Genomic DNA, 25,596 nt, shown 5'->3' on the forward strand with positions numbered 1-25,596 from the left:
AAGGGCGCGCTTGGCGAAAAATTATTTTTTTTAAAATAGTGATAAAATTGATTTTTTTTGCCTCAGTTTCAAGAAAAATTTTATTTTTGCCGTTCACTAAATTATTTTTAAATGGCAACTTACAATAAAAGAGGATATAAGACACCAAAAGAGAAGGAAGTTAAAGAGGTTAATGAAGAACAACAAGTAATTATTGACGAAAAAGACAGCACAACTGCTGGTGTTTTTTCAAAATTAGATGAGACAGCTTCAAAAACTGAGGATTGGGTGGCTAAAAATCAAAAAATCATTCTTGGTTTAGTTGCAGGTATTGCGGTGGCTACAATTGGTTATTTGGCTTACCAAAAATTTATTGAAACTCCTAAACAAGACGAAGCTGCAAATGAAATGTTTGTTGCACAACAAAACTTTCAAAAAGCAGTTGACGGTGTAGCGAGTGATTCATTATATAAATTAGCATTAAACGGTTCTGAAGGTAAATTTGGATTTGTTAAAATTGCTGACGAATATTCTGGAACAGATGCTGGTAACTTAGCAAACTACTATGCTGGTATGGCATATTTGAATACTGGAAAATTTGATGACGCCATCAAATATCTTGGAGAGTTTAAATCTCAAGATGCAATTCTAGGCGCTTTGGCAACTGGTGCAATTGGAGATGCATATTCTCAAAAAAATAATCAAAAAGAAGCTTTAAGCTATTATGTAAAAGCTGCTGAAACTAACAAAAACGATTTTACTACACCTCGTTTCTTGTTGAAAGCTGCTAAAACTGCAATCGCTTTAGGTCAAAAAGAAGATGCTTTAAAATACTTAAATGATATTAAAGACAACTTCGATGCAACTCCAGAAGCTGCTTCTGTAGATGTATTGATCGGATTAGCACAATAATTTAATTTATAGAGTTCAGATTTTAGATTTTAGATTCGTATTTTAGCAATCTGAAATCTATTCCGTCCCGAAGTTTTCGGGATTAGGACTAAAATCTAAAATTTAAAGATGGCTACTGAAAATAAAAATTTATCAGAATACGATAAAAACACAATCCCAAATGCGAAAGACTTTCGATTTGGGATTGTTGTTTCTGAGTGGAACGACACTATAACAGAAGGACTTTATAATGGTGCTTTTGATGCATTAATTGATTGCGATGTACCAGCACAGCAAATTATTCGCTGGAATGTTCCGGGGAGTTTTGAGCTTATTTATGGCGCAAAAAAAATGCTTCAGACACAAAATGTTGATGCGGTAATTGTAATTGGATGTGTAATTCAAGGAGAAACAAAACATTTTGATTTTGTATGCGAAGGCGTAACGCAAGGAATCAAAGATTTGAATGTTCAAACGGATATTCCTGTTATTTTCTGTGTTTTAACAGATAATAATATGCAACAGTCAATTGACAGAAGCGGCGGTGCTCATGGAAACAAAGGAACTGAAGCAGCGATTGCAGCGATCAAAATGGCGTATATCCGTCAGCAAGCTTCGATTTCGCATCCTTTTAACCAACCATTATTGTCTACAGGCGCGCTTCAAATCGAAGATAAGCCTAGAGAAATCGAGAACGAATAAAACACAATTGTTTTAAAAAATACTAAAACCTATACTGTGTAAAATAGTATAGGTTTTTTGTTTTTTTTATGACGTCAGATGTTCAGAATCACAATCAAAATTCATTAAATTTGTACAGCTTGGTTTTTTAAAATCGGAGCAAACTAACAATATCAATCTTAGATTTTTAAATAAAATCAAAAGAGAAACTTTTAACCCAAATTTTTTAATGTCGAGTATAATTCAATTACTTCCTGATCACGTTGCTAACCAGATTGCTGCCGGAGAAGTGGTTCAAAGACCAGCTTCTGTGGTAAAAGAATTATTAGAAAATGCTGTTGATGCAAAAGCAACCGATATTAAATTGATTATCAAAGATGCGGGCAAATCTTTAGTTCAGGTTATTGACAATGGAGTTGGAATGACGGTTACTGATGCGCGTTTGTGTTTTGCACGTCATGCTACCTCAAAAATTCGTCAGGCCGAAGATTTGTTTTCACTTGGCACAAAGGGTTTTCGTGGAGAAGCGTTGGCTTCAATCGCAGCGATCGCGCACATGGAAATGAAAACCAAGCAAGATCAAGACGAACTTGGAACGCACATTGTTATTGAAGGAAGTAAATTTGTTTCGCAGGAAGTAGCGGTTTTGCCAAAAGGAACTTCATTTGCGGTTAAAAACTTATTTTTTAATATTCCGGCACGTCGTAATTTCTTAAAGTCGGATACGGTTGAGTTTCGTCATGTTATGGATGAATTTCAACGTGTGGCGCTAGCGCATCCTAATATTCATTTTAGTTTTTATCATAACGGAAGCGAATTATATAACCTTCCGTCTGCTGGATATCGCCAGAGAATTGTGGGAATTATGTCGGGTAAAACCAACGAAAAATTAGTTCCTGTAAATGAAGATACAGAGATTATAAATATTCAGGGATTTGTCTGTAAACCAGAATTTGCGAAAAAAAGCAGGGGAGAGCAGTTCTTTTTTGTAAATGATCGTTTTATAAAAAGTGGTTACCTTCATCATGCTGTTATGGCGGCCTATGACGGACTTTTGAAAGATGGTTCACAGCCGAGTTATTTCTTGTATCTGCAAGTGCCACCAAATACAATCGATATTAATATTCATCCAACTAAAACAGAAATTAAGTTTGATGATGAACAGGCGCTTTACGCCATTTTAAGAGCGTCAATTAAACATAGTTTAGGTCAGTTTAATGTGGCTCCAGTTTTAGATTTTGACCGCGATTCAAATTTAGATACGCCTTATCATTACAAAGATGTAGAAGCGGAGATTCCGACAATTCAAGTTGATGGAACATTTAACCCTTTTACAGATGACAAAACGAATCAGCATTATGCAAAATCAGGTTCTGGATCATGTTCAGGTGGTTATAGCTCAGGTTCTTCATCTTCTTCGGGTTCTTCTTATTCCGGATCTTCATATTCGGGATATTCAAAAAGAGTTGAGCCAACGGTAAGTTGGGAAAGCTTGTATGTTGGTTTGGATACAGAAAATCCAGAAACGATTGAGAGTTCGCCTTTTAACTTCGAAAATGAAGAAGTAACTTCTTCATTGTTTAATGACGATGAGGTCGAACAGGTTAGCCAGAAAACGTATCAAATTCATAAAAAATATATTGTTTCGCCAATCAAATCAGGAATGATTATTGTTGATCAGCAACGCGCGCATCAGCGTATTTTGTACGAACAGTTTTTGCTGAATATGACCGTTAATCAGGCTTCAAGCCAGCAATTGCTTTTTCCATTGGATTTGTTTTATTCAGCTGTTGAAATGAAATTGATAGAAGAATTAAAACCTTCGCTTGAAACAACCGGATTTATTTTTGATGCTTCAAAAACGGATCATATCGTAATTTCGGGAATTCCGGTAAATATTACCGAAAGTGAAGTTTCGATAGTTATAGATCAATTGTTGAGTGATTTACAGGACGGAATTCCGGCGAGCAGTTATAGTCAAAATGATACCATTGCAAAATCAATGGCCAAAAGTTTAGCGGTTAAAACAGGATCTTATTTAACCGAGAAAGAGCAGGATAATCTTGTAAGCGGTTTGTTTGCTTGCAAAGATCCAAATATTTCACCTTTTCAAAAACCTACTTTCATCACGATGCGTGTTGAAGATATAGATAAAAAATTTGCCTTATGATGAATGTTACTCCAGTTGTAAAACAGCTGTTAATTATTAATATTATCTTTTTTATTGGTGCTCAACTAGTACCAGTTTCTTATGAATATTTAGCACTTTTTTTTCCTGAAAATCCAGGATTTAAAGTTTGGCAGCCTATTACGCATATGTTTATGCATGGCAGTTTTGCCCACATTGCATTCAATATGTTTGCGCTTTATTCTTTTGGATCAACCTTGGAACATTTTTGGGGCGCGAAGAAATTTTTGTTCTTCTACATTTCCTGCGGATTAGGAGCTGCATTGGTTAATTTTGCTGTTAATTACTATTTCTATCAAGATGCTATGAATATTTTGATGGCAAATGGATTTAGTAAAACCCAAATTTTGCAGGTAATTGATCAAGGTAAAATAATTACAAGTTGGAATGATCTTTTGACTCCGTCGCAAATCAAACACCTTTTTGATGCTTATTTTGGTTCTGTTGTTGGTGCTTCTGGTGCTATTTATGGATTGCTGATTGCTTTTACTTTTATGTTTCCAAATGAAGAACTTGGAATTATGTTTATCCCAATTCCAATAAAAGCGAAGTATTTTGTACCAATTTATATGATTTTGTTTGATGGGCTTTTCGGAATTTTTGGAAATTCTCTAATTGGAATTGACTCAGGAATTGCACATTATGCGCATATTGGCGGTGCACTTTTCGGATTTTTAATAATGTGGTATTGGAAAAAAAATCAGTTTAATAACAATCGTTGGAATTAATTTTTAACTTTAATTTATTAACTTTAAAAAACGAAACGAAGACTTTATGAATATTCTTGATGATTTAAAACTGCAATACAAGCTTGGCGGCATCGCCATGCGAGTTATTTATTGGAATGTTGCATGTTTTTTAATTTCTTTAGTTTTCTATAAGTTTTCAATTGGCCAGTTTGATTTCCCTAATTGGCTTGCATTATCTTCAGATCCTCAGGTTTTTATGTTTAAGCCTTGGACGTTTTTAACATATGCATTTTTTCATTTCGGATTTATGCATTTGTTGTTTAATATGCTCGTTTTGAACTTTGCAAGCAATTTATTCCTGACTTTCTTTTCTCAAAAACAATATCTAGGTCTTTATATTTTAGGCGCTATATTTTCAGGAATTGTATTTGCTTTAAGTTTCTATATTTTAGGTAATTCTGCTTCAATAGTTGGAGCTTCAGCGGCAATCATGGCAATTTTAGTTGCCGCAACAACTTATCAGCCTTTAATGAATGTTAGATTGTTGTTTTTCGGAAATTTAAAACTCTGGCATATTACTGGCGTAATTTTACTTTTAGACTTAATGCAGTTCCGTCTTGAAAATATGGGAGGACATATTTCGCATTTGGCTGGAGCATTCTTCGGATTTATATTTATAAAATTGCTTCAAAACGGTACTGATTTAAGTATCATTGTTTCTAAAGTATTAGACTTTTTTGCTAATTTATTTAGAAAATCCCCAACGACCCCATTTACTAAAGTTCATAAAAATTACAAAAAACCTACGGAAAAAGTGACGACATCAAGAATTGTTACGAAAGACAAAACGCAACAACAAATTGATGAAATCTTGGATAAAATTAGTCAGTCTGGCTATGATTGTCTAACAAAAGAAGAAAAAGAGTTTCTATTTAGAGCTGGAAAATAATCCTTTTAGCAAATAATATGAAAAACCTTTCGTGGTTTAATAAAATAATGTTCTTATTGAATATAGTCCTAACTGTGCTTACATTTAGCGTCTATATTTTGCCATTTTTAGCACCTAAAAGTTTCCCGCTTTTATCGGTGCTTACTTTGTTTATGCCTGCTTTTTTTGTGGCTAATGGATTGTTCTTTGTTTACTGGGCAATTCAGTTTAAAAAACGCATGATTTTATCTGGTCTGGTTTTGTTGATGGGAATTACTTTTATCAGCAAATTTTATAAATTCTCAGCAAAGGAATATGTCAAAGACGAAAGAGACTTCTCTATTATGAGTTATAATGTACGTCTGTTTAATGTTTTTAAATGGCTGGATCGAGATGATATTCCTGAAAATATCAAGGCTTTTATAGATGAAAAAGATCCTGATATTTTATGCATTCAGGAGTATTCAAATTCTGCTCATTTGGATTTAAAAGTGTATCCACACCGCTATATTTTTATCGATGGAAATCAAATAAAGACGGGACAAGCTATTTTCTCTAAATTTCCGATTATTGATGAAGGAAATATCATTTTTCCAAAATCAGATAATAATGTGGTTTATGCTGATATTAAGCGCGGAAAAGATATTATCCGTGTTTATAATATGCATTTACAGTCAATTAAGATTTCTCCCGATGTAAGCAAGATTTCAAATGATATTGATAGTGTAAACCAGAAAAAATCACAGTTAATTTATACTAGAATCAGCAAAGGATTTAGGCAACAGCAAGAACAAGCTGAGATTTTTAAAGAGCATATTAAAAAATGCAAATACCCTATTATTATCTGTGGAGACATGAATAATAGTCCGTTTTCGTATGTTTATCGAAATATCAAAGGAAAACTTAAAGATGCCTTTGAAGAAGCTGGAGAAGGCTTTGGGGCAACTTATAAGTTTAAATATTATCCTGCACGAATCGATTATATTTTTACGGATACTAAAATGAAAGTAAAACAATTTGAAAGTTTTCCTGATTTTGAAAATTCAGATCATTATCCAATAATGACAAGAGTTTCAATAGATCAATTTTAGAGGAAAGTTAGAAGTTGCTTGTTATAAGTTGTGAGTAAATGTTGAAAGTTAAATAAAACTCATAACTTCTAACCTATAACTTAGACTATTTTCTGAGTCTTTAAGTAATCCATTGCAAATTTCCCTTCGTTAAAAAGCAAATCTAAAACACTTAGGTTGTTTATAAAACCATGTTTGTCATCAAAAACCTGAGTATATTTTTCGAAAGAATTGGTGTCTTTTTTGCCGTTTGCCAAATACCTGAAATCTGAAATGTTTTCAACTTCATGAAAGTATTCTGTCGTTTTTCCAAACTCTAATTTCATTCTAAGACATTTTGTAACGATGTCAAAAACTTCTAAGTTCAAATCCATTAAGAAATTATGTTTTTTTTCGAAAATAGGAGTAATGTCATCTTCAAAAAACTCAAAAAATGGCGAACTTCTGTAAGCAGCTTCTAAGGATTTAAAATGCTGTTTTTGCCAATCAAATTCATTTTCGATCAAAACATCTTTGGTTTTTTGATGCGTTGATTTTGAATGTTTGATAGGAATATTTAATAACTGAATTCCGTTTGGACTATAGATATAAGTACGATTTCTATTCGTCTGCTTCTGAAAATTATCTTCCATTTCAAAAGTAACCGTCTTAGATTGAGCCATTACTGCAAAGTGACTGATTGATGGAAAATAGGTAGGAAGTAATAAAGAGTTCATTTTGATTTTAGTTTAATCGGTAAATCGTTTAATCGTCCTTTTTGAGAAACGATTAAACGATTTACCAGTTCAACGAATTAACGTTTTTTATGCTTTATTTTCTTTTCTCTTTCTCCAGAAGTAATCTCCAACGAAATAAAGAGCAAGTAAAATTAAGAAATATTTGAAATAAGATTGTGGTTGTCCTTCGCCATCAACAGTTGTAAAGACTCTGCTCCAACGAATTTTGTTGATGCCTTTTCCGTTTTTATCCCAGCTTAGCCAGATAAACACAGGTTTTCCAACAATGTGGTTTTCTGGAACATAACCCCAATAACGGCTGTCCTCAGAGTTATGACGGTTGTCTCCCATCATCCAATAGTAGTTTTGTTTGAAAGTATAAGTAGTTGCTGGTTTTCCATTGATGAAAAACTTCGAATCTTTAAGCTCTAACGTATTTCCTTCGTAATTTGTGATGATGTCTTTGTAGTATGGCAAAGATTCATTTGTCAAGGCTACAGTTTTTCCAGCTTCAGGAATATAAATAGGTCCCATATTATCTTGGTTCCCTTTATTGATGTGCGGATAAATTGCATTATCATTTCCTGTGTCAATTTTTCTGATAACTGCCGTTACACCTGGAGTATTTCTAAATCTTTCTGCGCCAGCTTCCGTCAAAGCACCTAAAACAAGCGTATCTCTTTTTTCTTCATTTTTGAAATAACCACCATCAGTGATGTCTAATTCTTGTACTAAAGATTGTAAATCAACAGGAGTTTTTCCGTCGAATGCAATAGTATAAGAATATTGTGGTTTTGCGCGTTCTGGAAGAATTAATTTCTTGCCGTTAATAAATACGTAACCGTCTTTAATTGATAAACTGTCGCCAGGAATACCAACACATCTTTTTACGTAATTTGATCTTTTGTCGATCGGTTTTATAACGCCTGGCTGTCCTTTTCTTTCGTAAAAGTAATGTACTGTATCTGCTGGCCAGTTGAAAACAACAATATCCGTTCGCTTTATCTTTTCAAATGCAGGCAATCTAAAATATGGCAATTGAGGCCATTTTAAATATGATTTGCTTTTTGTCATTGGAATAGAGTCGTGGACCATTGGCAAAGCAACAGTCGTCATCGGAACTCTTGGTCCGTAATTTAATTTGCTGACAAACAAAAAGTCGCCAATCAATAATGATTTTTCAAGAGATGATGTAGGAATCGTATAAGGTTGTACAACATAAGTATGTACCAATGTTGCTACGATTATAGCAAAAAGCAATGAACTTACAGTATCTGCAGTTTTGGTTTTTGGAGTTAAATCACGATTTGCATTGTATTCTAATTTCTGTGTGTAGTTTACATAATAGATGTAAAATCCTAAAGTAAAAATTCCCAGAATAGTATCTAAAGTCGATTTTTTTCCGAAAGTTCTCAACGTTTCAACCCAAACAACAGGAAACATTATTAGGTTGATAATTGGAATAAAAAGCAACAGCGTCCACCAAGTTGGACGGCTGATTATTTTCATTAAAACAATTGAGTTGTAAACTGGAATTGCAGCTTCCCAGCTTTTTCTTCCTGCTGTTTGATACAATTTCCATGTTCCAATAAAATGAATCACCTGAACGGCAAGGAAAAAAACAAACCAAAGATATAGTGTCATAGTTTTTATTGTTTTATGTTTCAAATTTCAGGTTATTCCATAAGAAAACCCAAAACTTTAAATCAGTTTATTTTAGGTTTAATACGTCTTTCATAGTGTAAATTCCCGTTTTTCCTGCTAACCATTCAGCAGCAATAACAGCTCCAAGAGCAAAACCTTCGCGATTGTGAGCAGTGTGTTTAATTTCAATGCTGTCAATGGCTGAGTCGTAATTTACGGTGTGAGTACCAGGAACTTCACCAATTCTTTTTGCTTCGATGTGAATTTGATTGTTTTGCGCTTCGTCCATAGTCCACTCTGAATAATTGCTATTTTCAATAACACCTTTTGCTAAAGAAATTGCGGTTCCACTTGGCGCATCAAGTTTGTGAATGTGGTGAATTTCTTCCATTGAAACTTTATAAGAATCAAATTGGTTCATGATTTTTGCCAAATATTCATTTAACCCGAAGAAAATATTTACGCCCAAACTAAAATTTGAACTTGAAATAAATCCTCCTTTTTTCTCGTTGCAAAGTGCAATCATTTCATCATAATGTTCCAGCCATCCTGTTGTTCCAGAAACTACAGGAACATTTGCATGAAAACAGTTTGATATATTGTCAACAGCAGCCGTTGGAACACTGAAATCGATAGCAACATCGGCATTTGATAGTCCTTCGTATGTGTTGTTTTCGTCTTTTTTTAAAACAATTTCATGGCCTCTTTCTAAAGCAATTCTTTCAATTACTTTACCCATTTTGCCATATCCTAAAAGAGCAATTTTCATTTTGTATATTTTTTAAATTTTAAACAACTTTGCAGGCTATTTAAAAGTGTAATTAAGAGTTAGACCAACGTTTGGTTTAAATGTTACATCGGCGGGATAAATTTCTGGACGCATTGATAATCTTTCGTTTACATTGAATTGAATCAAAGCGGCGTCAACATTCGCGTCTATAATATTCAGAACATAAAAACCAACGACAAATAATGCAGATAAATCTCGGTTTCGTTGATAGAATTTTTGACCTGCTATAAGTCGGCTGTCATCTAGAAACTGGTAATTATCATCGTTATAGCCTTCTAGTCTTCGTTTATAGGCATCGCGATAGTCGTGGTATTTTTTATTGTTGTCAATGTAGAAATAAAGACTGGTTCCTATTGCTCCATAAACGAGCGGAATTTTCCAGTATTTTTTGTTGTATGCTTGGCCTAAACCGGGTAAAATTGCCGAATAAAACGCGGCTTTTGCTGGTGTAAGCGGGTCTATTTCTTCCAATTTGGTAGTGTCTTTAGCGACTAAAACCGCATCTGATTTTGCTTGGGCAAAAATAGAAGCGGTTCCTATGAGAAAGAACAATAAACTTATGGGGACAATCTTATTCACTATCCATTTATTAATTTTATAATTCTATTAAAGTCGGCTTCAGAATCAAACGGAATTGTGATTTTTCCTTTTCCATTGCCAGCCACTTTAATATCAACTTTCGAACCAAAATAATCGTTGAAAGTATTTTTTTGTGTTTCTCTAACCACAAACGAAGAGTCGGCTTTTGGCTTTCCTTCTGCTTTTGGTTTCAAGCCTTCGTGATAATTTTTAACTAACGTTTCTGTTTCACGAACTGAAAGATTTTGACTTACGATTTTTTGATAAATATCAGTCTGAACGTCTAAATCTTCAATATTGATGATTGCTCTACCGTGTCCCATACTGATAAAACCGTCACGAATTCCAGTCTGGATAATCGGATCTAATTTTAAAAGACGTAAATAATTGGCAATTGTAGAACGTTTTTTTCCAACGCGTTCGCTCATTTGTTCTTGTGTCAATTGAATTTCGTCAATTAAACGCTGATACGAAAGTGCGATCTCAATTGGATCTAAATCATGACGCTGAATATTCTCTACTAACGCCATTACTAATGATTCATTGTCATTAGCAATACGAATATAAGCAGGAACATGCGTTAAGCCAACCAATGTTGAAGCACGCAAACGACGTTCTCCTGAAATTAACTGGTATTTGTTAAAGTCTAATTTTCGAACAGTAATAGGTTGAATCACACCAAGTTCTTTAATAGAAGTGGCTAATTCACGTAATGATTCTTCATTAAAATTGCTTCTAGGCTGAAACGGATTTATTTCGATAGCACTTATTTCAAGCTCAATAATATTTCCAACAACCTTATCAGCATTTTTGTCATCTACTGATTTAATGTCGTTTTCGGGATCTTTTAATAATGCTGATAATCCTCTTCCTAAGGCTTGTTTTTTAATTGCTTTTGTCATAAAAACTATTTGCTGTTTTTCTTTATAATTTCTTGCGCTAAATGAATGTAGTTTACCGCACCTTTGCTTGTTGCATCATAATTAATGATACTTTCTCCAAAACTTGGTGCTTCACTTAATTTTACATTTCGCTGGATAACAGTTTCAAAAACCATATCATTAAAGTGTTTTTGAACCTCTTCAACAACCTGATTTGATAAACGTAACCTAGAATCATACATTGTAAGCAATAATCCTTCGATATCAAGATCTGGGTTGTGAATTTTTTGAATACTCTTAATAGTGTTCAAAAGTTTTCCTAATCCCTCAAGAGCAAAATACTCGCACTGAATAGGAATAACTACAGAATCTGCTGCTGTTAAAGCATTCAAGGTCAACAAGCCTAGAGATGGTGCGCAGTCAATAATGATATAATCATATTCTTTTTTTGCTTCCTCTAATGCTTTTTTAAGCATATACTCGCGGTTTTCTTTGTCAACCAATTCAATTTCGATGGCAACAAGGTCAATGTGAGCCGGAATCACGTCAACGTTTGGAGCCGTACATTGTAAAATGGCTTCTTTTGGTGTTACAGTATGCTCAAGAATTTGGTAGGTACCAACTTCAACTGATTCTACATCGATTCCAAGACCAGATGTAGCATTGGCCTGAGGATCAGCGTCGATCAATAATACTTTTTTCTCTAAAACACCTAATGAGGCAGCAAGATTTACTGATGTAGTAGTCTTTCCAACGCCTCCTTTTTGATTAGCAATAGCAATGATTTTGCCCATTTATTTTCTGAATTTTGAACCGTAAAAATACAATTATTTATGGTTTTTGAAAATCTATTTTGTTAACATTTGTGAAACGTCGCTTAATCGTGGTTTCACGGGTATTCGGAACAAAATAATTTAAGTTTTGAATAAAATCACCACTTAATATTTGGGTGATTTGGTTTTTATTCCTGCTGTAAAAAGGTAGGAATCGAATTTTGCTTTGAAAAAGGTCTTTTTTTATTTTCGTGAATGACCCAAACTAATTTGTTTTTTTATTTGAAGAAATAGAAAACGCAATTCATTTTTTGAGATTGGTAAAATTTAACATTGAGGATTTAGCATGGCATATAAAATGTATTTGTACCAATAAATGGTGGCTTTGTATAGTTTTTGATAAGAAAATTGGGAGTAAAAATGGACTTTTAGGTTAAGGATTATCGCTATTTTGGAGTCTTTAAAAATTACTATAATTACAAACTATCAAACTACAAAAATGAACATTCTTATGAGTAAAAAATTGATTTCAGTATTTACGGCATTTATGTTTATGCTGATTTTATGCAGTTTCGTGACGCCTTATTCTTTTAATGAAAAAATTCAAGGGAATAAGACTGAACGTAAAATTGTTTATAACAAAAAGAAACACAGTATAACCTTGACATGGTCTGCATTTGGTTCATCTGGAAATTATGTAATTACAAGAGGAGGAAGTCGCTTGGCGACTGATTTTGTGCAAGTTGGTTCTACTTCTAAATTGACATTTACGGATAATAAACCAAATGCAGATAAATACGAGAATTATTATAAAGTTACCCGAAATGATGTAACAATCGTGATTTCGTTAGAAAATCAGATTTTTGGCGATAATATGTATTTCTATGACAGAAAATATGAAAAAGCTGAAACAGCGCGAAATGAAATTAATTCACAATTTAGTACAATTGGTTTAGGGGGAGCAAATGGCGAATGGACTACAAAACGTCAGGCTTATTATTTCAAGGCAAATGTAAAAGGTCAGACCTACGATGTTGGTGGATCAGGATCTGCATCATCGGCGGAAGCGAATTCTATTGAATTAGGGTTTTATTCTCATATTGGTGGTTTAGGCAAAGTGCCGTCAGATGTTAAATTAGGCTCAATATTTACAAGGCCTCACTTGTCTGGTGGTGCAAATGCTACCTGTACATTTTGGCGTTCTGTTGAAAATGTTGAAGTAATGCGTGATTTTTCTTGGACTGTTTCTCAGTCAACTAGCGCACGAAGATTGTTGATTGATAGTACTTCGAAATATATTTCAGATATTGGAAATACTAATTTTTGGGGAAGCGGTGGTTTTATTGCCGATACTCATTACACAACATCAAGACCAAATTGGGCTGGACAACAACAATGGTATACCCGAAATACTATTTTTCCTGCTGGTTCAGGCGCAATGGGTGGTTCTTATAATATGGTTTGGCAAGGTTGTGTAAATCCGCCTCAAGCTGATGAGAAAAATTCTCCAGTTTCTACGACGCCTATTGTTAGAGAAAAGCCGTTTCTGTTTATTGATAAAGATGGTGAATACAAAGTATTTGTGCCTGCTTGGCAAAAGGATAGAGTAGGAGTTTCTTGGACGGCAACAGATATGGGCAAGGGTAAAATTCAAGATTTGATTACAGATTGGTATGTTGCAAAAGAAGGTGTTACCGATGTAGAAATTAATAATGCGCTAAAAGAGGGCAAAAATATATTTTTCACGCCAGGACATTATTCGCTTAATGCTCCAATTCAGGTAAATAGAAAAGATGCAATATTGTTGGGTGCCGGAATAGCATCTGTAACGCTTGAACCTACAGAGAAAAATACTTGGGGTTGCATTTATGCTGATGATAAAGATGGAATTATCATTGCCGGACTTTTAATGGATTCGTTTAATAGTACAACTTATCAAGTCAGAATTGGAAATGAAGATTCAAAAGCAGATCACTCGGCAGATCCTATTTTGTTGACAGATATTACTTGTAGAGTTGGCGGTGTTCAGTCAAAAAATATTCAGATACAGGTTGCAATGCAAATAAATAGCAACAATGTGGTTGGTGATCATTTTTGGTTATGGCGCGCTGATCATGGTTCGCAAAAAGGTGGAGATTTGCGATGGGTGAGAGATAGATGTAAAAACGGACTTATTGTTACTGGTAATGATGTCACACTTTATGGTTTGTTTGTTGAGCATTTTCAAGAGTATGAAGTATTGTGGCTTGGAGAACGCGGCAGAACTTATTTCTTTCAAAACGAACCGCCTTACGATGCTCCAAATCAAGCAGCATGGAGCAGTCAGGGAGGCAAAGTTGATGGTTATGCGGCTTTTAAAGTTGCCAATACGGTAAAAGAACATCACACGATAGGAATGGGGTCGTACGCAGTTTTTACAGGAACTGATGGGAATGTGAATAAGAAAAATGGTTTTGAAGTACCAAACACTCCAAATGTAAAACTTGAAAAAATGTGTATTACGCGTTTTGCTGGCCCAGGAAATATTCAAAATGTTATTAATGGTACTGGTGGAAGTACTGCAACTGGTGCAAAACGCGTGGCGGTTTATAATAATGATTCAGGCACACAGCCTTTTGATGAAGAATTTACTTTGCCTAATAAGGAATCCTATCCCTCTTATGTAAGTATGGAAAAATAGTAAGAACAGTTTTTTTTGCCACGAATTCACGAATTTTCTTTTTAAATACTTTATCTAATATTATTCAAATTAATTCGAATAAATAATCGTGAAGATTTGAAAAAATAATTCGTGAATTCGTGGCGAATACTATTTATTTCGTTTCTAGTATCTTTAGGTAATAGCCAACAAAGGCGAAATTTTTTTATTTGAGTTTATTGCAAAAAAAAGTCTTTCCAAATAAATGAAAAGACTTTTGTCGGGGTGGCAGTCCCGAAACTTCGGGAGAACCTGCGGCCCTCCCGATCTCAATCGGGACGTGATAACCGTTCTTTATAATGATTTCACTTTATTGCAAAAAAAAAAAGTCTTTCCAAATAAATGAAAAGACTTTTGTCGGGGTGGCAGGATTCGAACCTGCGGCCTCCTGCTCCCAAAGCAGGCGCGATAACCGGGCTACGCTACACCCCGAAGATGTATTTGTAATACTGCCCGAAAGCGGATGCAAAGATATAAATAAATTTGATTTGCAAAAGGAAAAAATGAAAATAAATAAAACTTATTTGAACATAGTTATTTCGGATTTATTTTCGCCCGTATTTTTTATAATAAAGTTTACATTTGCATCACAAAAAAACGATACACATTATGTCAGATACAATCGAAAAAATTAAATGCCTTATTATAGGTTCTGGCCCTGCAGGTTATACTGCGGCAATTTACGCAGCTAGAGCAAACATGAATCCTGTTTTATATCAAGGAATGCAGCCTGGCGGTCAATTGACTACAACAAATGAAGTAGAAAATTTTCCAGGTTATGTTGATGGCGTTACTGGACCAGAAATGATGATTCAGCTACAAGAGCAATCAAAACGTTTTGGTGCTGATATTCGTGATGGATGGGCTACAAAAGTTGATTTTTCTGGAGATATTCATAAAGTTTGGATCAATGATTCAATCGAATTGCACTGTGAAACTGTTATTATTTCGACAGGAGCATCGGCTAAATATTTAGGATTGCCATCAGAACAGCATTATTTAAATATGGGTGGAGGAGTTTCTGCCTGTGCAGTTTGTGACGGATTTTTCTACCGTAACCAAGAAGTAGTGATTGTTGGAGCGGGAGATTCTGCTTGTGAAGAAGCACATTACTTATCTAAACTTTGTAAAAAAGTAACGATGTTGGTAAGAAGCGAAAAATTCAGAGCTTCAAAAATCATGGAAGAACGCGTTCGCAAAACAGAAAACATCGAGATTTTAATGAATCATGATACAGTTGAAGTTTTAGGAGATAACAATGTTGTACACGCAATTAAAGCATTAAATAAAACTACCGGAGAAGTTATCGAAATTCCTGCAACTGGATTTTTTGTAGCAATTGGACACAAACCAAATACAGATATTTTTAAAGATTACATCACTCTTGACGAAACTGGATATATTGTAAATACACCAGGGACATCTAAAACAAATGTTAATGGTGTTTTCGTAGCGGGAGATGCTGCAGATCACGTGTACCGCCAAGCAATTACTGCTGCAGGTACTGGTTGTATGGCGGCTTTGGATGCTGAAAGATATTTGGCTTCTAAGGAGTAATTTTAGTTTCAGGTTTTTCTTGTTTCAAGTTTCAAGTTGTTGGAACGCATGAAACTTTGCTATAAAAAAAATCCCAATCTAAATTTAGATTGGGATTTTTTTCGTTTTGTATCCAAATTTTTTTTCAGCTTGAAACCTGAAACCTGAAACAAATTAAAACTTGAAACAAAACTATTTAATCTTCTTAATCAACTTAGCTTCTTCAGAAAAGCGTGTTAATTGAATCGCTGGATTTCCAAATAAAGAAAGTTCTGCTTTATCTCCAACTGCAATTGAAATCGTAGTTTCAGCTAAAACACTTCCAATAGAATAGCTTTCGGCAGTAACATTAGCATCTTTCAAGGTGAATTTTGTTCCGGTGAAAATCGAATTGTTATCTAATCGAATGGTTGCTTTTTCGGCAATTCCTTCAATTGCGGCCGTTGATTTTTGGTACAAATCACAGTTGAATTTTAGTGCAGAAACTAATGATTTCAAACCAGCATTTTTGCTTAGTTGTACAGTTGCTTCATCTGCTTTTAGGTTTATTTCTGATCTTGATTTATCGTCGGCAATTAAACTGAATTTTTTTGCATTTACATTCAGATATAATTTTGAAAAATCAACACTATTAAAAGTAATATCATCTAATTTAAGTTCCTGAATGGCATAAACAACGGCATCGTTTTTTGCAATTACCTTGTTTAATGTTCCTGTGTACGTAACGCGAACAGAAAGCTTTTTGAAAATAGTACTTTCTTTTGAAGTATATAAACGAAGCGTTTTGTCTCTTAAATCCATTGCAACAATATCATGAAGATTATCGTCGGCTTCGATTTTGATTTCATTTTTTTCTCCACGTTCCAAGTAAACTTCTAAATTATCATCTACTTCAAGTCCGTCAAAACTTCCAACTTCTTTAGTAGATGTTGTAACGATTTTAGTTCCTTTTATTTTTTCTCTTCTTTGCGCAAAAGTTAAAGTTGTAACTAATAATAACAGAATCAGGGCACTATTTTTTTTCATTAATTCTTGATTTGATTTTGACAAATATAAAAAAATCATCCACTTTTGATGAATGATTTCTTTTATATTTAACACATAAATAGCATTTATCCCTGACTGATGCTTCCTCCAGAATTTGAACTTTTTTCAATCGTTTTTGGAGTTGAATCGTAGTTGATGCTTCCGCCGCTTGATGCTTCTGCCTTAAGGCTTACAATTGGGTGAACATTTACGCTTCCGCCACTTGAAGCTTCAGCATGAATATCATTTGCTAATAATTTTTGAGCATTGATGCTTGAACCGCTTGATGCTGAAGTTTTGATTTTCAATGCTTTTCCTTCAACAGAAATGGAGCTTCCGCTTCCAGAATCAATAGAAATATTGTCAGATTCTACATTTACCGTCATTGTCGCTGCACTTGATGTCTCTAAGTCAATATCTTGCGCCTGAATAACATTTTTGCTTTGAACAGATGCTGCGCTCGATGCTTCAAGTTTATCGATAACAGGCATTTTTACAGTAACTTTTTTAGTTGTTACATTTCTGAAAGAACTGAATTTACAACTAATTACAAGTGTTCCGTTTTCCACTTTTGTGATGATTTCTTTTTGCAGATTATCATCGGCTTCAACCACAATTTCTGTTGAATCAGACTGAACAATCACTAAATCAATCGCATTGCTTACAGATACTTTTTTGAAATCTCCCTGAACAATTCTTTTTTCAGTAGTTACATTTCCGCTTCCTTCAACTGCATTCATATTAAAGTTGCATGAGGCAAGCAATAATGCGGTAACAGCTGCAATAATAAATTTTGTAATATGGATAATTATTTTGATCATGACTTTTGGTTTTAGTTGATTTTAATTATAACTCCGTTTTTATCTCTGGTTAATCTGCCTTTGGTTTTTTTACCATTTAAAACTTCTTTTCCGTTTATTTTAACAGAAACTTCATTTATAGTGTCATTTGTGCTGCCGTTATTATTTTCATAGTCATTTTCGTAGTCGTTCTCATAATCATTTTCATAATTGTTGTCATTGTCATGATCTGCAGGACAATTCAAACATCTTACTTTTGAACCTTCTACTTTATAACTGTAATTTCCATCACCATTTAAGCTAAAGAAATTGTCATCTGAATTATAGTAATCTCTAACCGAAGAATCTGGTTTAAGCAGTTGTCCTTCTGGTAAATATAGATAGATGTCAACCTCCTGTCCTCTAAACTTGTTTTTAACATCTGTCAGAAAAAAGTTATCCAAAATTAAATGATTTCCATTAATTTCAAACTTGTAATCAATTTTTTCTGCTCTTTTTTTCGCATTGGTGAAAGAGTTTCCTCTAGCGCTTTTTTCAATTTGAATAAACGGAGTTGTTTCATCTGTACGTAAAACATGCAAGCGCACATCATTTGAATAAATCAATTCATTGTTTGCTGAATCTTGAACAAATTCAAACTCTCTGTAGTGGTTCAAACTTTTTGTGTAATATTCACTGTATTTGAATTTTACAAACAAAGTATCTGTTGTTTTGATGTTTAAAGTTTTCTTTTCGATGATTTTATTATCGTGTGAAATCTCAGTTGCCTGTTTAATTCCGATGCTGATCAAGATTGCAATTGCAATGATCCAAACTGCTAAAAGTGTGTATTTTGTAATGTTTCCAATTGATTTTAAGTTTGGAGACAACAATTTAAATCCTAATAGCGTCAAGAAGAAAAACGGAATCCCGACAGCAAAAAGCATTAGTAAACCAAATGACCAGATAGGGTATTCAGTAAAGTTTCCTGCTTCAACGAAATTTTGCCAAGGAAAGTCAACAAAAATATTAGTTCCTAAAGTAAAAACTCCAATTAACAGCATGATCAAAGTTGAAATTCCTGCAATAATTAAGATCACACCTAAAAATTTTGCAAAGATTTTAAAAACCGTCATGATAAAGTCTCCAAATGAACTACTTATTCTCTCAGCTCCCGACTTTACTTGGTTTCCCATTTTGTCATAATCTGCATTTTTGAATTTTTCAGATAATGAATCAATTTCTTCGCGAACTTTTTTTTCGATGTTTGAAATCGTAACTGGTTCACCAGTCATTTCTAGTTTCTCTGAAGTTGTTACCGCTTCAGGAGTTACGATCCAAAGTACGAAGTAAGCTAAGATTCCAGTTCCAAAACCAGCGAAAACAAATATTAAAAATGCAATTTTTATCCAAACGGCATCAATTCCAAAATAATGTCCTAAACCTGTTGCAACACCACCAATCATACCTTTTTCTTTATCACGGTATAATTTTTTATGTTGTCTTCCGTTGAAATTATTGAAAGATTGATTTTGGCTTTCTTCGTCTTCAATTCGGTAATCTTCTGGTTGTCCCATCACCGCAATCACTTCGTCAACGTCTTTTAAACCAACAACATGTTTTTCGCTTTTTTGTTTTTCTGTTAATAATTCAGAAACACGCATTTCGATATCTTTAATGATTTCATCTTGTCCAGACGAATTGTTCAGTGATCGTTTTATAGCGTCAAAATAGCGTGTCAATTTTAAATATGCATCTTCATCGATGTGAAAAAACATACCGCCTAAGTTAATATTTACTGTTTTGTTCATGACTTATTGATTTTGATTGGTGATTAGTTTTACGGCGTCAGATAATTCTGTCCAAGTGCCGCTAAGTTCGTTTAAAAATGTTTGTCCTATCTCGGTTAATCCATAGTATTTTCGTGGTGGCCCTGAGGTCGATTCTTCCCAGCGATAATTGAGCAAACCGTCATTTTTCAGCCTAGTTAAAAGTGGATAAACTGTTCCCTCTACAACTAGTAATTTTGCGTTTTTTAAAGTGTCTAATATTTCAGATGTATATGCGTCTTTTTCTTTTAGTACTGATAAGATGCAAAACTCAAGAACACCTTTGCGCATCTGTGCTTTTGTGTTTTCAATGTTCATAATTTCATTTTGTTTTTTTTAGATTGAACAATTCGTTTTTTGATTGATGATGATGATTGATGATTGATTTCGAATTTATTCTATAAGAATTAGTTCGTATAACTTTTAATCTTTTTGTGTCACACTGAGCGAAGTCGAAGTGTTACTTTATAAAAGGAATCGTTAACGGATACTTGTATAATTCTCCGTTTGAAGCTTTTATCGAAGCATAAATCACTAAAAAGAACTCAACAAATTTTAATAAGCAAAAAAGTAAAACCGCTGTTGCTCCTATAGTCAATAAACCTATGTTTCCTTCGAAATTAAAATTTCTGATTACAAAATCGTGATCGTTAAAAACAGCTTCCATTGGAATATTTTGCAGAATCACCGACACGAAAATCGGGATGGCAATTAAGGCTAAAACCAAAGTATAAAGCAATAAGCTTAATTGAAAATTCAACGTTTGTTTTCCGTGATGATTTACAAATTCAGATTTGTCTTTGTAGCTCGACCAGATGATGATCGGGAAAATATAATTCCCAAACGGAATAATGTACTGGCTTAACGTACTTAAATGTGTAAACGTTGCAGTGTTTCTTTCTGATGTTGTTTCCATGATGAGTGGTGTTGTTGTTTCCATGATTAAAAGTATATAGTAATTTCTTATACAAATATATGGCTAAAAACCAGTATCTTGTTTTGCATAGTACCAAATATTAACAAATTTTTAACAATTACGAAATACAAATCGAGATTATAATTTGCTGAAAATCATTCTGAATGCCCTATTTTATTGATGATTTAGGAAAGTAATACGAATTTATTGTGCGCGCATAGTTTTTTTGTATTTTTACATAAAAAAATAAATACCATGGCAGTTTCAGTTTCTAAACTCAATAAATTTGTATTATTCAAATTACCATCAGCATACTTTTGCGGTGTGCGTGTAAAAGCGATCGACAAAGACAGCTGTACTGTCACAGTCAAACATCGCTGGATAAATCAAAATCCGTTTAACTCTATGTACTTCGCCGTACAGGCAATGGCTGCTGAGTTGACTACAGGCGCTTTAGTTATTTCTCAAATTCAGGAAAGCGGCCGAAAAATCTCAATGTTGGTGGCAAACAACAAAGGGAACTTTACGAAAAAGGCAACAGGAAGAATTACATTTGTCTGCAACGACGGACATTTAATTGCCGAAGCAATTCAAAGAACTATCGAAACAGGCGAGGGGCAAACCTTTTGGATGAAATCAATTGGAACTAATGAAGAAGGCGTTCAAGTTTCGGAAATGGATTTTGAATGGAGCGTTAGATTGAAATAGTTTTTAAATTTTTTTTGCCACGAATTCCACGAATTTTCACGAATTATTTTTTTATTCCTGCATTAAAAATTAGTGCCAATTCGTGGAATTCGTGGCAAAAGAAAACATAGACAAAGACCTGAAGCAATTCAGGTCTTTTTTTTATATAGTTATTTGTAATTCAATGAGTTTTGTTTTTGAATTTGCTTTTTTGAATTTTTTCTTTCGTAATTTTAGTTACTAATAATTATTTCGAAAGAAAGAAAACATTCATTCGGTCTTAATTTAATAGTAATAATTTTACTTAAAATTAGAGTTTGTGTTTACATTTGCTTAAAAAAAAGTAAGAATTTATGGATAATAAAAAACAAATATTTCAGACTGCGACGCAAAAACGCTGGAAAACTTTTCAATGGTCAAGCCGACTTATTTTATTTGTCCTAATTTTAATGATTCCGATTTTCTTTATCACTTTAAAAAGAGGATTGAAACCAGAACTCCCGCTTTTGGCAAGTAATAGCCAGACAGAACATAGTCTTGAAAATCCTGTTACACCAAAAGATTTAAGTTCGAAAGAGTTGAAAAAATTTCGAGGTTTTGATTATTTTCTTCGTGCAAAAACTAAAATAGAGAAATTAAAAAATCAGCCAACTGTGCCCAAAACAGCGTCAGAAGTTCGAGCAGCTTTTTTTGTCGATTGGGATCCTCAGAGTTTGTTTTCTCTCCAAAAAAATATTGACAAACTCAATATGGTAGTTCCAGAATGGTTTTTTATTGATCCAAAAACCGATTTATTGCGAACTGAGATTGATACTGCGGCCTTGAAAGCAATGAAAAAAGGGAAAGTGAAAATTCTTCCCTTGATCAATAATATAAACGAATCAATTGGCGAAGGCGAATTTGACGGAGATCTTATTCACCGTATTCTTCATGATTCTAATAAAAGAGATCGACTTATAAATGATCTTGTAAAAGCATTAAAGAAATATGATTTACAAGGAATAAATATTGATTTTGAGGAATTTAAAGAAAATAGCGATGAGCCAATTATTGCTTTTCAAAAAGCACTTTATCAAAAACTACATCCATTAGGATATCTTGTTTCACAAGATATTATGGCCGGAGACGATGATTTTAATGTAAAAGCATTGTCCCAATACAATGATTATATGTTTTTAATGGCTTATGATGAGCATTATGCAAGCAGTGTTCCAGGTGATATAAGCGGTCAAAAGTGGATTGAACGTATAGTAGATAAAACGGCAAAAGAGATTCCATCAGATAAAATTATTCTCTGTATTGCGGGTTACGGATATGACTGGCAAGAAAAGGAAGAAGGTCAAACCATTACTTATGATGAAGCAATTGCGTTGGCTAAACTCCATAATGCCAAGATAAAGTTTGATAATACCAGCTACAACAACTCCTTTACTTATACAGATAGCAATGGCAAAAAACATGAGGTCGATTTTGAAGATGCTGCAACAAATTTCAATACGATAAGATTTAGCGATGAATACGGTTTGGCAGGAACCGCTTTATGGCGTTTAGGTAGTGAAGATCAGCGTTTATGGACATTTTATCCGCGAAGTTTGACCAACGAAAGCCTCAACAAAAAGCCTTTTGATTTTAAGGTAATGAAACGCGTCAACACACGAATCGAAAGTCCGGCTTATATTGGTGATGGCGAAATATTAAATGTAATTGCTGATCCTGCGCCTGGAAAAATAGATTTGGAAATCGATAAAGATGAAACCATTATCACGGAACAAAAATACGTTGAATTGCCTACAAAATACGTAATCAGCAAATTTGGAAATGTAAATAAGCAAGTCATTTTGACTTTTGATGATGGACCCGATCCAATTTACACGCCTCAGATTTTAGATATTTTAAAGAAAGAAAAAGTGCCAGCCGTATTTTTTGTTATTGGGATTCAGGGAGAAGATAATATTCCGTTGCTGCAAAGAATTTATAGAGAAGGACACGAAATTGGCAATCACACTTTTACGCATCCTAATATTGCTTTGGTCAGTCCAGAAAGAGCATCTGCCGAAATGGAAACGACAAGATTGCTCATAGAAGCCGTTACTGGTAAAAGTACAGTACTTTTTAGAGCACCTTATAATGCCGATGCTGAACCGACTACGGAAGCCGAATTGAAACCAATTGCTTTAAGCAAAGCGCAAAATTATTATACTGTTGGTGAAAGTATCGATCCAAATGATTGGGAAAAAGGCGTTAGTGCCGATTCAGTTTACATTAGAACTATAAAACAATACGAAGCAAATCCTGATAAAGGAATTATTTTGCTGCACGATGCCGGCGGAAATAGAGAAGCAACAGTCAAAGCATTGCCTCGAATTATTAAATATTTTAAAGACAGAAATATTCAATTTACAACGGTTTCACATTTGCTAGGCAAGACCAAAGATGAAATTATGCCAGAAGCAAAAGGCCCTTTTATCTCTCTTGATAATTTTATTTTCGACTTTGGATATTGGTTTGGACATTTTATTACGGCTACATTTTGGGTGGCTATTTTTCTTGGTTTTCTTCGAATTGCGTTGATGGCAATAATGGCTTTTATGAAAAAATGGAGAGATCATAAATATCCGCCAGTTTATAAAGCTGAGGAAGGTTTTTTTCCAAAAGTGAGCATTATTGTTCCGGCTTACAACGAAGAAATAAATGCCGTAAAAACAATCGAAAATTTGTTAGGTCAGGATTATCCTGATTTCGATATTGTTTTTGTCGATGATGGATCAAAAGATAAAACTTTTGCTATGATCAATGAGGCTTTCGCTAATAATCTAAAAGTTAAAGTGAATACGAAACCAAATGGAGGAAAAGCATCAGCATTGAATTATGGAATTGCATTGACAAAAAGCGATTATGTTGTTTGTATCGATGCCGACACACAACTAAAAACCGATGCTATTTCGCAATTGATGAAAGGTTTTAGAATTCAGTTAAAAGATAATGCAGAAATTGGTGCGATTGCTGGAAATGTAAAAGTAGGTAATGAAAATACAATGCTGACCAAATGGCAAAGTATTGAGTATACGACGGCTCAAAATTTTGATCGAAGAGCTTTTGATTTAATAAACGGAATCACAGTTGTTCCTGGAGCAATTGGAGCGTTCAAGAAAGAAGCAATTGAAAAAGCGGGAGGTTTTACAACCGATACCCTTGCAGAAGATTGCGATTTAACGATTCGTATTTTAAGAAACGATTATCATATTATAAACTGCATAGAAGCCGTAGCGATTACTGAAGCTCCAGAAAGTTTGAAAGAATTTATGAAACAGCGTTTTCGCTGGAGTTACGGAATTATGCAGGCTTTCTGGAAAAATAGAGATGCCTGTTTTAATCCAAGATACAAAGGCTTGGGAATGGTCGCTTTGCCAAATATTCTTCTTTTTCAAATCGTTTTGCCAATCTTTGCTCCTTTAGCCGATTTGGTTTTAATTATAAGCTTAATCTGGAATCACAATGATCCAGATAGTCTTCATAAAATATTGATTTACTATATCGCTTTTATGTTGGTAGATATGCTGGTTAGTGTTGTTGCTTTTATTTTCGAAAAAGAAAAGCTCACGAAATTGTTTTGGTTAATTCCGCAGCGATTTGTGTACAGACAATTAATGTATGTTATTTTGTTTAGAGCATTACGAAGAGCCATAAAAGGTGAAAGCCAAAGCTGGGGAGTTTTAACAAGAACCGGAAATGTTGGAACAGTGAAATAGTTTTTTTGCCACGAATTCCACGAATTTTCACGAATTTTTAATGCAGGAATAAAAAAGTAATTCGTGAAAATTCGTGGAATTCGTGGCGGAAAAAACATAAAAAAAGGCCTCAATTATTTGAGGCCTTTTTCTTGAAATAAATTTCAGATTATTTTTTAACGCAGCAAGATTTTTTGTCTTTACTGTCTGTTGATGCTTTTTTGCAGCAAGATTCTTTTTTAGCTTTTTCTTTTTTTGCAGGCGCTGTATCTTGAGCGTTCACGCCAATTGTAAATAAAGCAACGGTAATGATTGTAATAACTTTTGTCATTTTAATTTAATTTATTTTTGTTAGAGAATTGTAATTGGTGAATCAAATATAGCAACATTTCTTAAGGTTGATTCTTACAATTTAGTTAATGTTTTGATAATAAACTGTGAGTGAAAATTAAATAATTCATGCAGTCCCTACGGGACAATTTTAAATGCGGTTTATTTTTTCTACCGATATATTATCTCTACGAGATAACTTTTCAGATACTCCGTTAGGAGTTTAATATTGGTAGAAAAAAAATGAGATCCTTAAGA

Annotated in this window: 22 protein-coding genes and 1 tRNA gene; 10 read left to right on the forward strand and 13 right to left on the reverse strand. The window is 33.9% G+C overall.

Features of this window, described 5'->3' with window-relative positions; genetic code table 11:
• Positions 1-111 precede the first annotated feature (111 nt).
• The 6 genes from FND99_RS14995 (at position 112) to FND99_RS15020 (ending at position 6,447) form a co-directional block, all read left to right on the forward strand.
• Entirely contained in the window at positions 112-891 is a 780-nt protein-coding gene (locus FND99_RS14995; protein ID WP_144338761.1) for a tetratricopeptide repeat protein, read from the forward strand.
• 108 nt (positions 892-999) lie between these two features.
• Positions 1,000-1,572 (forward strand): 6,7-dimethyl-8-ribityllumazine synthase, encoded by a 573-nt coding sequence (gene ribH, locus FND99_RS15000; protein ID WP_144338762.1) that lies wholly within the window; start codon positions 1,000-1,002, stop codon positions 1,570-1,572.
• Positions 1,573-1,780: 208 nt separating this feature from the next.
• Complete coding sequence (mutL, locus tag FND99_RS15005; protein ID WP_144338763.1) at positions 1,781-3,721, forward strand: DNA mismatch repair endonuclease MutL; 1,941 nt, start codon at positions 1,781-1,783, stop codon at positions 3,719-3,721.
• Positions 3,718-4,467 carry a rhomboid family intramembrane serine protease gene (locus FND99_RS15010; RefSeq protein ID WP_144338764.1) on the forward strand — a complete coding sequence of 250 codons (750 nt, stop codon included), beginning with the start codon at positions 3,718-3,720 and terminating at the stop codon, positions 4,465-4,467. Before mutL ends, FND99_RS15010 begins: the two co-directional genes overlap by 4 nt.
• Before the next feature lie 46 nt (positions 4,468-4,513).
• Positions 4,514-5,377, forward strand: coding sequence for a rhomboid family intramembrane serine protease (locus FND99_RS15015; RefSeq protein ID WP_144338765.1), 864 nt, complete (start codon positions 4,514-4,516; stop codon positions 5,375-5,377).
• Positions 5,378-5,424: 47 nt separating this feature from the next.
• Positions 5,425-6,447, forward strand: coding sequence for an endonuclease/exonuclease/phosphatase family protein (locus FND99_RS15020; protein WP_144338888.1), 1,023 nt, complete (start codon positions 5,425-5,427; stop codon positions 6,445-6,447).
• Between the two features lie 80 nt (positions 6,448-6,527).
• Here the strand turns inward: FND99_RS15020 and FND99_RS15025 are convergent, their stop codons facing one another.
• The 6 genes from FND99_RS15025 to FND99_RS15050 all read right to left on the reverse strand — a co-directional run bounded on the left by FND99_RS15025 (position 6,528) and on the right by FND99_RS15050 (position 11,830).
• Positions 6,528-7,142: a WbqC family protein gene (locus tag FND99_RS15025; RefSeq protein WP_144338766.1), complete on the reverse strand. Its 615-nt coding sequence runs from the start codon at positions 7,140-7,142 to the stop codon at positions 6,528-6,530.
• 87 nt (positions 7,143-7,229) lie between these two features.
• Positions 7,230-8,786: a signal peptidase I gene (gene lepB, locus FND99_RS15030; RefSeq protein WP_144338767.1), complete on the reverse strand. Its 1,557-nt coding sequence runs from the start codon at positions 8,784-8,786 to the stop codon at positions 7,230-7,232.
• A gap of 67 nt (positions 8,787-8,853) precedes the next feature.
• Positions 8,854-9,555 carry a 4-hydroxy-tetrahydrodipicolinate reductase gene (dapB, locus tag FND99_RS15035; RefSeq protein WP_144338768.1) on the reverse strand — a complete coding sequence of 234 codons (702 nt, stop codon included), beginning with the start codon at positions 9,553-9,555 and terminating at the stop codon, positions 8,854-8,856.
• 36 nt (positions 9,556-9,591) lie between these two features.
• Positions 9,592-10,155 carry a DUF5683 domain-containing protein gene (locus FND99_RS15040; protein WP_144338769.1) on the reverse strand — a complete coding sequence of 188 codons (564 nt, stop codon included), beginning with the start codon at positions 10,153-10,155 and terminating at the stop codon, positions 9,592-9,594.
• Positions 10,155-11,057: a ParB/RepB/Spo0J family partition protein gene (locus FND99_RS15045; protein ID WP_144338770.1), complete on the reverse strand. Its 903-nt coding sequence runs from the start codon at positions 11,055-11,057 to the stop codon at positions 10,155-10,157. Before FND99_RS15045 ends, FND99_RS15040 begins: the two co-directional genes overlap by 1 nt.
• Before the next feature lie 5 nt (positions 11,058-11,062).
• Positions 11,063-11,830 carry a ParA family protein gene (locus tag FND99_RS15050; RefSeq protein WP_144338771.1) on the reverse strand — a complete coding sequence of 256 codons (768 nt, stop codon included), beginning with the start codon at positions 11,828-11,830 and terminating at the stop codon, positions 11,063-11,065.
• A 490-nt stretch (positions 11,831-12,320) separates the two neighbouring features.
• Here FND99_RS15050 and FND99_RS15055 point away from each other — a divergent pair, with 490 nt between their 5' ends.
• Complete coding sequence (locus tag FND99_RS15055; protein ID WP_144338772.1) at positions 12,321-14,489, forward strand: hypothetical protein; 2,169 nt, start codon at positions 12,321-12,323, stop codon at positions 14,487-14,489.
• A 375-nt stretch (positions 14,490-14,864) separates the two neighbouring features.
• Here the strand turns inward: FND99_RS15055 and FND99_RS15060 are convergent.
• Positions 14,865-14,939, reverse strand: a tRNA-Pro gene (locus tag FND99_RS15060).
• A gap of 177 nt (positions 14,940-15,116) precedes the next feature.
• On the opposite strand from FND99_RS15060, the gene trxB reads away from it, so the two are divergent.
• Positions 15,117-16,064 (forward strand): thioredoxin-disulfide reductase, encoded by a 948-nt coding sequence (trxB, locus tag FND99_RS15065; RefSeq protein WP_144338773.1) that lies wholly within the window; start codon positions 15,117-15,119, stop codon positions 16,062-16,064.
• Positions 16,065-16,235: 171 nt separating this feature from the next.
• On the opposite strand, the gene FND99_RS15070 is transcribed toward trxB, so the two are convergent.
• The 5 genes from FND99_RS15070 to FND99_RS15090 form a co-directional block, all read right to left on the reverse strand.
• Positions 16,236-17,069 carry a GIN domain-containing protein gene (locus FND99_RS15070; RefSeq protein WP_246074225.1) on the reverse strand — a complete coding sequence of 278 codons (834 nt, stop codon included), beginning with the start codon at positions 17,067-17,069 and terminating at the stop codon, positions 16,236-16,238.
• 86 nt (positions 17,070-17,155) lie between these two features.
• Positions 17,156-17,890: a head GIN domain-containing protein gene (locus FND99_RS15075; RefSeq protein ID WP_144338775.1), complete on the reverse strand. Its 735-nt coding sequence runs from the start codon at positions 17,888-17,890 to the stop codon at positions 17,156-17,158.
• 11 nt (positions 17,891-17,901) lie between these two features.
• Positions 17,902-19,659 carry a PspC domain-containing protein gene (locus FND99_RS15080; protein WP_144338776.1) on the reverse strand — a complete coding sequence of 586 codons (1,758 nt, stop codon included), beginning with the start codon at positions 19,657-19,659 and terminating at the stop codon, positions 17,902-17,904.
• 3 nt (positions 19,660-19,662) lie between these two features.
• Complete coding sequence (locus tag FND99_RS15085; RefSeq protein WP_017498072.1) at positions 19,663-19,995, reverse strand: PadR family transcriptional regulator; 333 nt, start codon at positions 19,993-19,995, stop codon at positions 19,663-19,665.
• A gap of 142 nt (positions 19,996-20,137) precedes the next feature.
• The gene (locus FND99_RS15090; protein WP_170245706.1) at positions 20,138-20,593 is read right to left on the reverse strand and encodes a DUF4870 domain-containing protein; all 456 of its coding nucleotides are present in this window, start codon (positions 20,591-20,593) and stop codon (positions 20,138-20,140) included.
• A 255-nt stretch (positions 20,594-20,848) separates the two neighbouring features.
• Here FND99_RS15090 and FND99_RS15095 point away from each other — a divergent pair, with 255 nt between their 5' ends.
• Entirely contained in the window at positions 20,849-21,301 is a 453-nt protein-coding gene (locus tag FND99_RS15095; protein ID WP_144338778.1) for a DUF4442 domain-containing protein, read from the forward strand.
• A gap of 332 nt (positions 21,302-21,633) precedes the next feature.
• Positions 21,634-25,029: a polysaccharide deacetylase family protein gene (locus FND99_RS15100; protein WP_144338779.1), complete on the forward strand. Its 3,396-nt coding sequence runs from the start codon at positions 21,634-21,636 to the stop codon at positions 25,027-25,029.
• 148 nt (positions 25,030-25,177) lie between these two features.
• On the opposite strand, the gene FND99_RS20195 is transcribed toward FND99_RS15100, so the two are convergent.
• Positions 25,178-25,339, reverse strand: a complete 162-nt coding sequence (locus tag FND99_RS20195) for a hypothetical protein (protein WP_162615563.1) — start codon at positions 25,337-25,339, stop codon at positions 25,178-25,180.
• Positions 25,340-25,596 lie beyond the last annotated feature (257 nt).

This window comes from Flavobacterium daemonense (genome assembly GCF_007341385.1).
Taxonomy (GTDB): Bacteria; Bacteroidota; Bacteroidia; order Flavobacteriales; family Flavobacteriaceae; genus Flavobacterium; species Flavobacterium daemonense.